Below are 14215 nucleotides of genomic sequence, written 5' to 3'. Positions count from 1 at the left end.
ACATCCGCGCCGAGCTGATCGGCAAGAAACTCCTCGATGGTCGATGAGATTGTGATTTCACTAGCGATATCCCATTTCGCAATGATCAATGACCAGCGCCTGCGCGAGTATCTGCCATAAATTTCGGGGGAAAGTGATGGCAGGTGGCTGCGGGTTGGGACAAATTCCAAAGGGGCAGAACTTGCAGCAGTCAGGTCGGGACGCAGTTCTGACAGAACGATAACTGGAAATTCGCCATTAGCCCTACAAGCTTCGACGGCAGTATCAAGAATCTCGGCGAGATTAGCGGGCATGGCACCGAGGACGGAAATAAGGCTTCTGGGTTTGGCTTCGTCAACTGGGTCTCGCAGGACGTAGTGAAGACTGTCCCCGGCGGCGGCGGGATCGACGATCCTGACGGCGCCCTTCGACCTCCCGAAACGCAAGAGCCGGCCAATTCTTTCGACAATCCAGCGCAATGCCATCCCCGCGTTCCGTGCAATTATGTCACTATGACCCTACCACCGGGCTCTCAAAGCCCATTCTGCTGAACGAATAGTTCGACATCTTTCTCGATTTCCTCTCGTGAAGCAGCGTCTAGCTTCTCGCCCACCGAGGTCTTTGTTCCTTCCGCCTCTTCGACTTTGAAACGTGTGGCGAGTGTCGCGTTGAAATATGCCTTCCTCAAATCTGGCTTTCCGCGGGCAAAGCTGCCCGCAGCGTAACCCTTGGCGAGCTCGAGATAGGCGTCCTCGAAGCCTCGGCGTGCCGACAGTTCCAGCAGGGAAAGTGCGCGATTGGCATCGGGACGAACATTGCCCTCGCCTTTGACGAGAATGCGCGCTGCATAGAGAGGCGCGTACTGGTTACCCATTTCCGTGGCGCGGATCATCAGATCAAAGCCCCGTTTGACATCCTTCTCGACGCCCAGGCCGCCGACATAGGCGCGGCCCAGATTGGTCATGGCGTCGATCTGGCCGGCATCTGCCGCCGCGGCATAAAGCCTTGTCGCTTCAACATCATCCTTCTTCACTCCGATGCCGCGCCGGAAGCTGTCGCCGAGCGCAGTGATTGCATTCGACCAGCCGCTGGATGCCGCTAGTCGGTACCACAGGATTCCCTCTTCGGGATTCTGTGGGACGCCTTGGCCGCGTATGTAGGCGGTTCCTACATTCGTCCTCGCTCTAAGATTTCCGAGCGGTGCCGCCTGCATGTAGAAATCGAGAGCCCGCTTGTAGTCGACCTCGCGGCCTATGCCGGCACGGGCCATGTATCCGAGATTGACGAGGGCAGCGCTGTATTGCTGCGTGGCGGCAAGTTGGTAGAAATGTTCCGCCCAGTCATAGCGCTTGGCTATTTCGAGGACGCGGGCCAACTGGAACTGCAGGCGTGGATTGTTGGGGTCCGCCGCCAGCGCGTAGCCGCAGGAGCGTAGCCCGTCGCGGATGTTCACCAGTCCGTTCGTGACGCCCGGTACCACGCGTTGAGGATCGTTCGGATCGGCTGCGTACAGGTCGCAATCCGTAACGAGAGACTTCATGCCGCTTTGTGTGTCAGGCATCTTGCGCGGCCAGATTCGAAAAGTCTCACTCACGGCGCGCTCGCCTGCCTGCTGAAAGACAAACTCCGCCCCAGCAGCTGCATTGGCCTCATTGGAGGGTGGGGGCTCGGTGGAAATCGGGGTGGCGGCAAGTGCGCCGCTGACGAACAGACCACGCTGCTGCAACTCGGCAACCTCAAGGCTGCTACGTTTGACCGCCTCCGCTGCGAGCGTGCTTTTCGGAAACGCTTTGGCAAAACGTTCGAAATCCGTTGGATCCGCGCTGTCTTGAATGAAATACCAGAGAACCTGATCGATCGTCAGTGCCCCGTCACCGCCCGCAACCACGGGTGCGGGTTTCTCGCTGCCTGCCGGCTTCAGGACGAATTTGGTTTCGATCGATCCCGTGATCCACGGGATCTGCGATCCGTTGGTGGCCAGGCGCACGTCTCCCCGCACTGTTCTGAACGTGTCGTAGATGTCGAGACCCGGCTGCTGAAGTGCATTGGCGAGCGCCAAAGAATAAGGGCTGTTTGCGCCAGTGCCGTCATAGGCGACTTCGCCGGCGCCGGTAGCGAAGGCAATGAGAACCTGACCGGCGCCGGCCTCCATGTTGGCGAGGCCCTGTTCCAGTCCTTTTTCGGTGGTGAGCGGGTTGTTGCGGCAAGCGTCCAGAATGATCAGTTTGACGCCGACTGGATCGTTCTTGACGATGTCTATGAGATCATTGAGGGCGATGGCGTCATCGATAACTTCCTTGGCAGACCCCGTCCGCACATCGACGGGTAGCAGCAAGCTTCGTCCCTCGTGCTGGAGCGCGTGTCCCGCATAATAGAGAATGGCAAGATCGGCACCGATCAGGTGGCCGCGGATTGCATTCTCGAGATCGCCGACGGCGGCTTTCTTGACGTCGTAGAAGAGCAGGACATCGAAGCCAAGCTCGGTGAGTGTTGCGGCAATCAGCTTGGAATCGTTTTTTGGATTCGATAAAGGCGCAAATTCGTATTCGCCGTTCCCGACCACGATAGCGGCTTTACGCTCCGCATGGGCCATCTGCGAGAACGCCGTTAAAAACAGCATCAACAGCGGGATCAAAAAAATCCATTGCGGCCGAAGGCAAGAACTTCTTTGCGTCATGGCAGGTAAGCCCAGATTGTTGACTTCGTTGTCCTGATGAACGGCAAGAATACAGCGTCCATAGTAATGCAATTTTTGCGGCTTCGCCTAGGGAAAAGGATTGGGGCTGAAAGAGTAGCTTTATGGCGGGACTAAGCATGTCTGACCGGATCCATGGAGGCACAAAGTGCTCCGCCCAATTCCGATCCGTGCAAAAGCCTGGGTGATGATGGCCGATCGGAATCATCGCGTGACCGCGTAAAAAACCCAATCCCCGTCGGTACTTCGTCCGGAAAGTATGGCCTCGGCAACGCCGATGCGGCTTTCGAGGTGGCGGGTCTTTGTGCTAGGCTCATGATACAGGAATGCCGGCGTCACGAGACAGGGGCACTCTCCGAATGGCTGAAGAACGCAAGACAACCGTCCAGACGCCGCTTGGGCCCGCGACGCTGACATTTACGCACCTCATTGGCCATGACGAGATAAGCCGGTGTTTTGCCTTCACCGTCGGTTTCGTCAGTTCCGACGAAAACGTCGACGCGCTCAAACTGCTTGGAAAGCCAATTTCGGTTGAGGGCGAGGCCGGAGATCCCAAGCGGTGGTTCAGCGGGCTCGTTTCAGACTTCCGCCTGACGCGGATCGAGGAAGGCTTTGCTTATTACGAGGCGGAGCTGCGACCGTGGCTCTGGCTGCTCGCCAACACCACTGACTGCCGTATCTTTCAGAACATGAGTGTCGTGGAAATCGTCGAGCAGATATTCTCGAAATATAAGCCGGCGAAGTTTGAAAAGCGGCTGCAAGGATCCTATGAGGCGAGGGAATACTGCGTGCAGTATGACGAAACCGACCTGGACTTCGTGCAGCGCCTGCTCGAGCACGAAGGCATCATGTATTTTTTCGAGTATGGCGACGGAGAGCACACGCTCATCCTCGCCGACGCCATGAACAAGCTGAAGCCGGCGCCGGGCTATGCGACAGTCAAGTTCCGCGCGGAAGGCGACCCTGTGCGGCGGGACCAGGAATATATCACGCAATGGGTGGCAACCAGTTCCGTTCACCCGGGCGCCTACGCCCACACGGACTATGATTTCACCAAGCCGGGCGCCGACCTCATGGCGCAGTCGACACAGCCCTTTTCTCACGCAGAATCACAGGGAGAGCACTACCGCCATCCAGGTGCCCATTTGAATGTGGGCCGCGGCGACGCTGTGGCCTTGGTAAGACGCGAGGAAATACAGGCGGCGCATCAGCGTATCACCGCCGCCGGTACTGTGCGGGGGCTGGCTTCAGGCTGCACCTTCAAACTGGAAAACTTCCGGCGGAAGGACCAGAACACGGAGCATGTTGTCCTGCGCGCCGAATATCGTCTGTTCGACCCCGGTTACCGCCCGGCTGGTTATGCAGGGGAGGAAACCTTCCACGCAGCACTTCAGGTCGCTCCGACCTCCATCATCTACCGGCCGCAGCGTATCACGCCTCGTCCAATCATGCGGGGGCCGCAAACCGCGACGGTGGTCGGTCCTTCAGGGGAGGAAATCTTCACCGACAAGTATGCGCGGGTGAAGGTGCAGTTTCACTGGGATCGCCTCGGCAAAAAGGACCAGAACAGTTCCTGCTTCGTACGGGTTTCGCAAACCTGGGGCGGAGCCGGGTGGGGCTTCATCCAGATCCCGCGTATCGGCCAGGAAGTGATCGTGGACTTCCTCGAGGGGGATCCGGACCGGCCGATTATCACCGGCAGGGTTTATAACGGCAAGGAGATGCCGCCCTACGAGCTGCCGGGAAATGCCACCCAATCGGGGTTGAAGACGAATTCGTCGCCGGGCGGCGGCGGTTGGAACGAAATGCGCTTCGAGGACAAGGCCGGATCGGAAGAGGTTTATTTCCAGGCGCAGAAGGACCACAACCTGCTGATCAAGAACGACCGCAGCAAGTTGGTCCAGCACGACCAGTCCGACCGCATCGACAACAATGCAAAGCATTCCGTCGGCGTGAACCTCGATGAGGACGTCGGCAACAACAAGACGACAAAGGTAGGCGTCGACCGCACGGTCAATATCGGTTCCAACGACACCGAGACGGTGGGCATCAATCGCTCACTTACCGTTGGCGCAGACGAGACGATTGGCATCGGCGCGAACTCCACCGAGACGATCGGCTCCAACCACACGCAGACAGTCGGTATCGTCCAGACGGTCGTCGTGGGTGCGGCGCGGATCGATACGGTCGGGGCCGCAGAGACCAGAACGGTGGGAGCCGCTCAGATGAACACCATCGGCGCGACCAGGTCGGTAAGCGTCGCTATCAGCCAAAGCCATGACATCGGAACTTCCGACAGCTGGGATGTCGGCACCGACCAGAGCATCGGCATTGGCGGTGGACAGACAAGCCAGATCGCCAAGACACGCACCGCGAAGATCGGGGAGGACGATGCTACGGAGATCAGCGGTGCCCGCGTTGTGAAAGTTGCGAAAGGCAGCGCGCTCGAGGTCGGTGAGGACGGGCTGATCAAGATCGGAAAAGATCTGCTGATTGACGCCGGTGACTCAGTCGTCATCAAGTGCGGCTCTGCGGCCATTTCAATGAAAAAGGATGGCACGATTACGATCGAAGGCAAGGATATTTCTGTCAACGCCAAAGGCAAGTTCAATGGCAAGGCTTCAAGCGAAGTCACGTGGAAAGGCAGTAAGATCACTCACAATTGAGGGGCAGTCAGATGGCCGAGACTCGGGAACGTATAGAAGGGGTGGTGATCGGAGTGTTGTTGGGGTTCGATGCCGGCGTGCCGCTGGTCGTCTTTCCCGGCAACCCCCGTGACACCGCGTTGCCTGCGCGCAGCTTGGCCGACCTCACATCGGCAATGATCGGTGCTGAGGTGGCGCTGCTCTTTGAAGGCGGAGAGGCGATGCGGCCACTGATTGTCGGCCAGATCGTGGAGCCGGCGCGCAAGTCTTCGTCGCCACATGTCGTTCGCGACGGCGAGCGCGTGCGGATCACCGGCGAGGAGCGTATTGAGCTTCGTTGCGGCAAGGCCACGATCATCATGGAAAAGGACGGCCATATCACCATACGCGGCACCTATGTGACCAGCCACGCCAGCGCCGCCAACCGAATTCGTGGCGGATCGGTGAACCTCAACTGATGCCTGCCGCACCTGTTCTTCGCGAAATCGTCCGCCAGCATGCTGAAATGGCGGCATTCCTGTGGACGGTCTACGACTATCATCTGCTCCATCCGGACGAAAACCCCGAAATGGACGAGGAGCGGCTTGCGCGGCTGATCGAGAGGCTGGAAGCGCATATCGACGGCTTGCGAGTGGCAGGAGAGACCGGGCTGGAAATTGCCAAGGAGCGGTACGCCTCGTTTCACGAGGCCGGGGAGTTGTTTGTGGTGCGGATGCTATCTGGCTCACCGGACTTGCGGATTCGGGCACTCGATCTCGACAAGGTCAGACGCTACTTGAAAGTGACTCTGGAGACGTCCGCTTGAGCAGACGCCGAACGCCGCCAGCGCTCGTCAAATGAATTCGCGAGTCATGTCGATCCTACGAACAAAAAGGTTACCGTCATAACCAAACTCGATCCCTGACCACGCCTTTCCGTTAAACGTGAAGACTTCTTTCCAGCCCACCGCAACAAGATAGTCGTCGGTCGCATGCATCGCATAGACGAAGCCCAGTGATCTGAACGGCACGAGTTTCATTCCTTTTTGGACGTAAAGGCCGTACTCGTCATCTCCCCAGTACCGATTTCCAGCGAACTCGCATATCGAGCATATCTGTGTACCCGGTCCAGCTATCTCCGTTAATTCCTCATCCGCGTACCGGGCACAGAAGCCATTTTCGCAGCCGAGATATACGCTGCCGTCACGCGCAACCTGCAACGCAGAGATGCTGTGGTTGAATCCGAGAGGAACTGGGCGCCAACGAGTGCCATCGAGGCGCAGCAATGTCCCCTGATCGCCGGCCACGTGAATGAGCTTAAGTGTCGGACCATGCATGGCACGCAGGAAAGCCGAAGTCCGTGTCTCGATCGGCACCCATTGGGTGCCCTGCGCCAGGCAAACAGTTCCTTCGTCTCCATAAAGATAGGCAGTCCTTTGGTCGAGATGCCAGAGCTTGTTCGTGAACGCCTCCGGTCCTTCGCCAGTCGCAATGGTGCCGTTGCGAATGTGATGGGTGGTTCCACCGACCTGCAACGCGATATGTTCCTTCTCGGAGAGGCTGACATGCGAGAGAATGAGATCGTCGATGTCCAGCAGTACTTCTTGGCGAATCTGGTCGTCGAGCGACATCCGCAGCAGGAACGAGCGTCCCGCTTCGTCGTTCTTGTCGCTAAGTTGCACGGATACGGAGAAGAGATTTCTCCCCAGGTGGAAGGCGTTGATCGCCTCGATGTCGATCTCGTCAAGGGGGTAGTCGTCGAGACGCGGCTCTGGATCGTCCGTCATCACCTTCCTACCGTCATTGCATTCAGTTCGGTCTGTGTCTTCTTCGGTCGGACTACGTCCTGAAGATAGTTTATCATTACGAGCCGCAAGCATTCAATCATGTCGTCGGCATCCTTCTGCGGCGCGTTCTTAATCGCGGGTTCGTTCTTCCGTACAGCATCGAGTGACTTTTCCATCGCATTCTTCAGCGATGGCTTCCTGCGTCGCTTCTTTTCCTTTCGGAAGAATGCGGCTTCTTGGTTCGTTTTCAAGTTGTGGGGCGTTCCCTTCTTGCTGCCGTCGCCGCGCTGAAACCCGCCCCCTTTCTTGTGCTTTCGGGAACGCATGCAGATGCATGGGGCGGTCTGGTTGTCGTACTCCTTCCATCGCGTGAAAGACTTGTTCTGCTTGCGACTGCTCTGGAAGCACCCAACGCGAACGAAGTGTTCGGATTCGGACCCCGCAGGGCAGTCGGCCTTCGAATGCTGATGGAGCCGGATCTGATATTTGTTGAGCAGGGTTTCGCAGTCCTGGCCCCCGGCGCTCAATCCCGCCATATGGGGCCATGTAACCGTGTTGGGGCCTGGGGAGGAATGATTGTTGGTGGCGAGATCGGTGAAGCGGATGACCGGCTCCCCGTCAAATTTCACATCATTCGACCAGCTGTTGAAATACTCTTTGCCAGTGTTGTTCGATGTGATGATGCCCTTCTTGGTGGCACAGCCTGCTTCGGTGCCGGACGTTCTCGACAGGTCTGACTTGTTCTTGATATTGACGGTTTGCCCGCCGATTTTGACCGTGCCCGTGCCCTTCTCTGTGTCGCTGGCAAATCCGAAGCTGGGGTAGGGGATGGGCACGCCGGGCGGTGTTGCCGGGTTCTCAGGCGGGGTGAAGCAGGTGTCCGGGAAGACCGCGATGGTTCTGGCGTTCACGGCCCTGCCAGAAATTTCAAGGCCGTTTGCGAAGACGTTGGACATTTAAGCTGCCCTCGTCGCCAGGATAGCAGCGCCGCAGGCGCCAGAATCGCTGGAGGCTTCGATTAAGACCGGATTGCCGGCGGCGTAGCCCTTGCGGGCGGCCATGAAGGCCATGCCGATCATAATGGGCACAGCGGCCGCGCCGACATTGCCGAGGCTTTCTCCGGGCGACCAGATGTCCTGGAAGTCGTGCCGGCCACGCAACAGACGCAGGCTCGCCAATGCCGATTGTTTGAACCAGTATTGCTCGCCGACAAGATCCGCGATGCGGTAGCCCACCCGGCTCATTTCAATGCCGGCTTCGTGAAGTGCGGCACGGTAGGCCGAGGTCATGCCGTCGCCCCGCAGCGGTAGATCCTCCGCATTGTAAATGAAGGCCCGCTCGCGGGTCAGACCGAGCCCGGCCAGACCAAGGGCGCCACTATGTGAACGGGTGCAAAGCACGGCTGCTGCTGCTTCCCCCGGGATAAAGCCATTTGGATTATCCGCAGTCAGCAGGCGTTCGCTGGCGAGATAATAGGAAAGGGTCTCTGCCGTCAGATAGCTGTCGACGCCAGCGATCATCACAAAGGGCGCTGCATCCGCCGCCAGTATGCGGCGGGCCTGTTCCAGGGCGACATGCCCCGACGGACGACCATAGGGTACAATTCTCGAGCGGCCATGCGGCGGACATTCCACGATCTCAGCTATGCGCTGGAGCAAACGGGCACCTTCGGGGGCGGGGCGGCCGTGCCTGTCCTCCTCGGCAAGGCAGAGGATAAGCGCAGTCTGGCCGCGGGCTTCAGGAGCGGCCTCGAAGGCCTCGCAAATGGCACCCGCGGCGAGACGGGCCATACGCGTTTCGCCAAGCCAGTTGCGCGGCAGAGGTACTGGAGCTCCGATCAGCCATTCTCTACCAGGTCCCAGAAAACGCGTTTCTTGAAAGCCGTCCAGGCGCGCTCTCATTGCCGCGCAGGCGGATTGTGTGTCGAGGCCGACGGCCGTTGCCATTCCAACCGAGACGATGTCGATCGGGGCGGTCACGCCTCTTCCTCCTGCGCCGCGGGCGCACTGCTCGCGCGCACGTAGGTGCGACCGGTGGCCCGCGCCCTCAGCATCGATTGGGTCGGCGGTCCGACCCAGCACTCGCTGAAGTCGAGGATCGTTCGGTGGATGCGTTGCGACATGCGCCAGACCAGCGAGAAGCGCCTGTTCTCCGGATCGAACAAGACAGTGTCGGGCGCCAAAGCGCTCTCGAAGACTTTCTCGCGCCCCTTGAACAACGTCATCGGTAGACCGGTCGCTGGAAGCCGGAAACTCTCGCGCCCGGCCGGTGTCAGATTGACCAACACCACGTCCTCCCCGCCCTTCGGATGTTCTATCTGCTGGTCGGGCGGCGACATCTGGAAGTAGCGCTCGTCGAAATCGGGCGGAAGGAACGGGAAGATGTTGTCGATCCAGTTCTGATCATACGTGCCGCCGAATTCAATGCGGCCCGGCCAACCCCGCCCGTATGGGCCAAAGCTCATTGGCCGGTAGTCGCCAAACGGCGAGCGGATTTCCTCGCCTATCGCCTGTGTGTTTGGAAGGGGTAGACCGGGGACCAGATGCTGGTTCTTCGGTCGCGCCCATCCCCTGCCGACGGGGTTGAGCGGATAGCTCGCCGGCAGCTTGTCCTCCGGGTCGAGGCGGTCCGTACCGCCCCACGCAGTGTCGTAGGAGAAAGGTTGCCGCAGGAAGGATTGCGCACTCGTGGCAACGAAGAGTGGGCCGCGGGCGCGCCACTCGCGATGGCCGAGGACATCAAAGACCTTCGACCAGTTGCCGACCTTGATCCCGACACTGACGCGGTCGACTGGACGCCCGCCGGGAGCATAGGCAAATCCGTTGGCGATGACGTCGCAGCGCGGCTTGCGAAAGGCGAAGTCGGTCTCCCAGAGGGTGGCCGAAAAACCGGGTGCACCTGTGTATGTGTCGGCCATCACCAGCGGTGTCTGCACGGATGATTTTTGCACGGGGGCACCTGGCGTCTCGGGAAAGTCGAAGGTTCCCTTGACGACGATGGCGATGTACTCGCGGCCCTCCTTGTCCATCCCCATCGTGAATTCGGTCGGGAAGCCTGTCTGGTTCCAGATCTGCATCAGCTCGTCTCCAGACTTTCGGGGAAGAGGTGGCGAAGCGCTGGTTCAGGTGCACCAGGATCAATCTCGATTGGCTCGCCAGGCTGCGTCCACAATGCCATGCCTCGGACCGCGCCGCCTGATATCTTGATCGCAGGATAGGGCAGGGTCGCAAGAAGGGCAGCGAGCCCATCGCCATCCATCGCGCCGTCGCGCGCAGATTTTCCCGCCGCTTCCAGTGCATCGAACCAGTCCGCGGCGGAGACGGCGATTTCGGTGGTCAAGGTCGGCGGCGCGGCCGCGATGGTCAAGGGAAACCGGCGGCCTGCGCGGTCGGAACTTGCCATCACGATACCGGTCATGGGTCCAAAGGCCTCGGATCCGAGGATAAACCGCAACGCCGGATGAGAGGTCACCGAACCTTGAGAAAATCGATGAACCAGATATCGGCTGATCCAGCGATCCCACGGGCCAACGAAAACTGCCGGCAGACCGCGCGTCACGAAATCCCCCATCGCTGGCAGCTTTCCAAAGAAGCCTGGCAGGATCAAAGCCTCGTCGGGCATGAGAACCTCGCAAACATTTTCAGATCGTAGGGATTGGCCACGCTCGCGGCCCGCAGCTCGAAATCGGCGTAATGGCCCTGAGCGGCAAGCCGCAACTTGTAGAGTTCGGGCAGTTCCGTTCCGCTCAGACGACCGGCACGCAACATTCGCAGGAAAGCCCAGCTTCCGGTTTCGCTGACCATCACTTCCGGTGAGCCGTCGAGCGGTTGGAAGGCAAGGGTAATCACACCGGTCCCGTCCTTGCCTGGCCAGGTCATTGGCTGCGGGCGTGTCGGGTTGTTGAAATAGGTGAGGCTCTGGCCGTCGACGTTTAACGTCACACGGCCGACGGTCGGAGAGAGATCCTTCGGTTCGAGCGTAAAGGTCAGGATCGGTCCGGCGCCGCCGGGAAAGAGGTTGTCGCGGATCAGCCGGGCCTGCTCCAACGCTGCCAAAGACGATGAATCGAGGTGGATGTCCGCTCGCCATTTCCACGGGTGGCGGGTCACGTCAATGTAGTTGATCAGGTGATTGTTGATGAAGCTGTCAATCAGCCCGCCCGGGCCAAAGACGCGTGCAAAGTCGACTACGTTCACATCGATTGCGCTGTCAGCAATGAATGGATAGCGGTTCGCCAGCGCTGCCTGGCAGAAGGGCAACACATCAGCGCGCCAGATGGCGTTGAGTTCCGAGGTCACCGCTTTCGTCGCAATGCCGCTCGTATCGCCAGCGATGCCGGCCAGCCAGTCGTCCAGTGGATCAGGCAGGGTTATGGCCTGCTTTGCCACTGCCCCCGTGAGCTCGGCCAAGCCTCCTTGCCGCTTTATGGCATCCTGGGCGTCGGGGCTCGCCGATACTGTCTGCAGCATGTTCGAAAGCGCAGTCATCGCGGCCACGGCATCATTGAGTGCCGGAGGCTGGCCATCGACCTCGGCAATTGCGCCCTTGATGGATTTGAAGTGCTCGGCGACCGGAGCGCCCGAAAGGTCCACTTCGGCTTTGGAGCCGGCGGGCATCAACTTCACGCCCGTCTTGGCAAGCTTGCCGATCTTGCCGAGCTTGGACAGGAGCTTGGAGGTTGCCGCAGGAGGGACTTTGCCGCCACCCTCATCTTCGGGACGGGTCAGTTCCGTCTCATGCACGACGGCGTCCAGAAGCCGTTTCATGGCAGAGTCTGCGCTGGAGAGATCCTTGAGATTTTCGCTTGCCGTCTGCAGGTCGGTCAGTGGAGCGAGCCTTACGTCGCGCAGGAAGCTGTCCCACTTGGCAATGTAATCGTCGTAGTAAAGCTTGAGGATGTCCTGGGACAGCGCGGCGACAGAAGGGGTGGCGCTTTCCGAGCAACCGCCGGCAAAAACAGAGCGGTCGAGCGCAGCCTGCGTGGCCACGTCTTCCAGCCGCGCAAGAACCACGTTGTGGAAGCCGTCATAGGTGAAGGTGCCGCTGATGCCTACCCGAAGCGTCTTGTCCGAGCGCCGAGCGAGTACCTTGAGGCCATTCGGGCCGACATGATCTGCCGGGACCCATTCCTTGAGCGCCCTGACTTCCGGGTCGGACAGCAGTGCATTATAGGCACGCACTGGAAGTGGGATTGAACAGATGGCCCGCAAGGCTTCGCTCACCAGCGCCTCATCGGGTTGAATAAGGGCCTGCTCCGCCGCCATGTTGTCGATTGCCGCAAGTTGATGATCGGTGGCCATGTCGGTGCGGAAAGGAGGAACCGGTGCGAATTCGGGCAGCCGCTCGGTCCACCATTGCTTGGCGAATTCGGGATCCATCGGCGATAAGCCCGTCATCATGCGATATGTCTTCAGCGCTCCTAGCAGGTATTCGGGGTCGCGGATCTGACGCCACATGGTCGCTTCGAGCAGCGCGACCATGCGTGGTTCCAATATGTTGCGCAGCGAGCGATCGTAGGCGTCGGCCTGCGCCTGTCTGATCTCGGTTGCCGCGGAAGGGCCGATCAACGCAGCCATGCCGCCTGGCGGCTCGGTACGGGCATTTAAGACTTCGGTTGCAGCTTCGAGCGCCACATCCAGATCGAGCGGTTCGAGTGGCGCCTGACGCGCAGCAACCGGAGTGAGCGGAATCTGCAGGGCTTCGAGCTGCTCGGCCTGTGCGGCCAGCGCGGCGCTGTTTTTCCGGTAGGAGATCGTAAAAAACAGGCCGGCCACGACAACCAACGCCGCCGCGGCCACTGCCGCACCGCGCCATATCCATATTCGCCGTTCCTCCGCCGCGGGATCAAACGTACCGAGACCTGCTTCCTTGAAGATCACTTTCGTGAGCAGGTCCTTCAGGAAGAAGCTGCGCGTTTCAACCCGAGGCATTGGGGTGGCGGGCTGTGCGGGCAGGCCGAAAGAAGAAGAAAGTGCTGCTGTCAGCCGGTCGATTGCGGTGCCTTCCTGAGTGGCGGAGGTCAGATAGATACCGCGCAGCCAGGCGCTCTCTGCATAGCGGCTTTCACCGAAAATGGTCTCTACCAGCACGCGAATAGGCTCGGAAAGGCTCTCGACCTGCGCCGGGAAGCGGAAGATCTCCGCACGGGCATTAAGGTTTTCTTCGCTTTCCAGACGGGGAATGAGGCGTCGTTCGAGCACGCCAGCCAATGCTTCTAGTTCCCGCGTGACTTCGCTGCCGTCGATGCGAGCGCCGGGTGAGAAGGTTGCTCCCCAGACCTGCTCGCGTCCCGCCGTCGACAGGCCTGCGAAGAAAGTCTCGAACCCCTTGATGAGATCGGCCTTGGTCAGCATCAGATAAACGGGCAGACGAATTTCCAGCCTCTCCTGCAGTTCGGTGAGCCGTTTGCGGATCTGGCGGCCATGTGCCCGAATGGCCGCGTCACCTTCCGCCAGCGTGTCAATTGCGAGTGCCACGATGACGCCGTTCAGGGCTCGGCGGCCCCGGTGCTTTTTCAGAAGATCGAGGAAGCCAAGCCATTCGGCTGCATCGACGTCGGGCTGGCTTTCCTGTTGAACGTAGCGGCCTGCAGTGTCGATCAGCACAGCCTCTTCAGTGAAGAACCAGTCGCAGTTGCGCGTCCCACCGACCCCATGCAAATCATCCGACAGATCAATGGGAAAACTCAGTCCAGACTGCCGCAGTGCGGTTGTCTTGCCGGTTGCCGGGGGCCCGATGATGACGTACCACGGCATCTCCCGTAGAAGTTTTCGGCCGCCGACTTTCTGGCGTTTCAGCTCCGCCATCACCTCTCGGAACTTTGCGCCGACAGAGGCGACCCCTTCTTCCGCCGGGCTTGGCGGCGCTTCCGGTGGGGGGGCGATCTCGGAAACGAAAATGCGATTGGCCTTGATCGCCCGGCGTTGCGCCGCGATCCACCAGATGAGAAAGAGGACGACGAGAAGGCCGATGACAACCAGTCGTACCGTCTCAGAAGCCAATGGCGCGCTTTCTGCGACACTGATGATTGGGCCGAAGATCCAGATGATCAGGGACAGCAGCACGAGCCCGATGAAGGTCCAGAGCCAGCGCGAGGTGAGGATTGCCCAGAAGAATCGGAAGACCGCCATC

General features: G+C 59.8%; 10 protein-coding genes. 3 read left to right on the top strand and 7 right to left on the bottom strand.

Annotation, left to right across the window (positions count from 1 at the left end):
* Positions 1 to 511 precede the first annotated feature (511 nt).
* Complete coding sequence (locus IB248_RS05190) at positions 512 to 2599, bottom strand: caspase family protein (protein WP_246779210.1); 2088 nt, start codon at positions 2597 to 2599, stop codon at positions 512 to 514.
* Between the two features lie 434 nt (positions 2600 to 3033).
* Here IB248_RS05190 and tssI point away from each other — a divergent pair, with 434 nt between their 5' ends.
* From tssI to IB248_RS05175, 3 genes are read left to right on the top strand one after another with little or no spacing between them, the layout of a single operon-like run.
* Entirely contained in the window at positions 3034 to 5340 is a 2307-nt protein-coding gene (gene tssI, locus IB248_RS05185) for a type VI secretion system tip protein VgrG (RefSeq protein WP_192240456.1), read from the top strand.
* Positions 5341 to 5351: 11 nt separating this feature from the next.
* Positions 5352 to 5777, top strand: coding sequence for a DUF6484 domain-containing protein (locus IB248_RS05180; protein WP_025659198.1), 426 nt, complete (start codon positions 5352 to 5354; stop codon positions 5775 to 5777).
* Positions 5777 to 6124: a hypothetical protein gene (locus IB248_RS05175; RefSeq protein WP_025659197.1), complete on the top strand. Its 348-nt coding sequence runs from the start codon at positions 5777 to 5779 to the stop codon at positions 6122 to 6124. The genes IB248_RS05180 and IB248_RS05175 overlap by 1 nt, the downstream gene beginning before the upstream one ends.
* 27 nt (positions 6125 to 6151) lie before the next feature.
* Here IB248_RS05175 and IB248_RS05170 read toward each other — a convergent pair whose 3' ends face one another.
* The 6 genes from IB248_RS05170 to tssM are packed head-to-tail and all read right to left on the bottom strand — an operon-like array spanning position 6152 to position 14214.
* Positions 6152 to 7084 (bottom strand): hypothetical protein, encoded by a 933-nt coding sequence (locus tag IB248_RS05170; RefSeq protein WP_025659196.1) that lies wholly within the window; start codon positions 7082 to 7084, stop codon positions 6152 to 6154.
* Positions 7084 to 8040 (bottom strand): DUF4150 domain-containing protein, encoded by a 957-nt coding sequence (locus IB248_RS05165; protein WP_025659195.1) that lies wholly within the window; start codon positions 8038 to 8040, stop codon positions 7084 to 7086. The genes IB248_RS05170 and IB248_RS05165 overlap by 1 nt, the downstream gene beginning before the upstream one ends.
* Complete coding sequence (locus IB248_RS05160; protein ID WP_192240455.1) at positions 8041 to 9063, bottom strand: 3-oxoacyl-ACP synthase; 1023 nt, start codon at positions 9061 to 9063, stop codon at positions 8041 to 8043. It lies immediately after the preceding gene.
* Positions 9060 to 10160: a DUF2169 domain-containing protein gene (locus tag IB248_RS05155; RefSeq protein ID WP_169680773.1), complete on the bottom strand. Its 1101-nt coding sequence runs from the start codon at positions 10158 to 10160 to the stop codon at positions 9060 to 9062. Before IB248_RS05155 ends, IB248_RS05160 begins: the two co-directional genes overlap by 4 nt.
* Positions 10160 to 10705 (bottom strand): type VI secretion system-associated protein TagF, encoded by a 546-nt coding sequence (gene tagF, locus IB248_RS05150; protein ID WP_169680775.1) that lies wholly within the window; start codon positions 10703 to 10705, stop codon positions 10160 to 10162. The genes IB248_RS05155 and tagF overlap by 1 nt, the downstream gene beginning before the upstream one ends.
* Positions 10687 to 14214: a type VI secretion system membrane subunit TssM gene (gene tssM / locus IB248_RS05145; RefSeq protein ID WP_192240454.1), complete on the bottom strand. Its 3528-nt coding sequence runs from the start codon at positions 14212 to 14214 to the stop codon at positions 10687 to 10689. Before tssM ends, tagF begins: the two co-directional genes overlap by 19 nt.
* Between the last annotated feature and the right edge of the window lies 1 nt (position 14215).

The organism is Rhizobium sp. RHZ01, from assembly GCF_014851595.1.
Taxonomy (GTDB): Bacteria; Pseudomonadota; Alphaproteobacteria; order Rhizobiales; family Rhizobiaceae; genus Rhizobium; species Rhizobium altiplani.
Note: the sequence above shows the minus strand (reverse complement) of the source record. Positions and strands in the feature narration are given on the sequence as shown.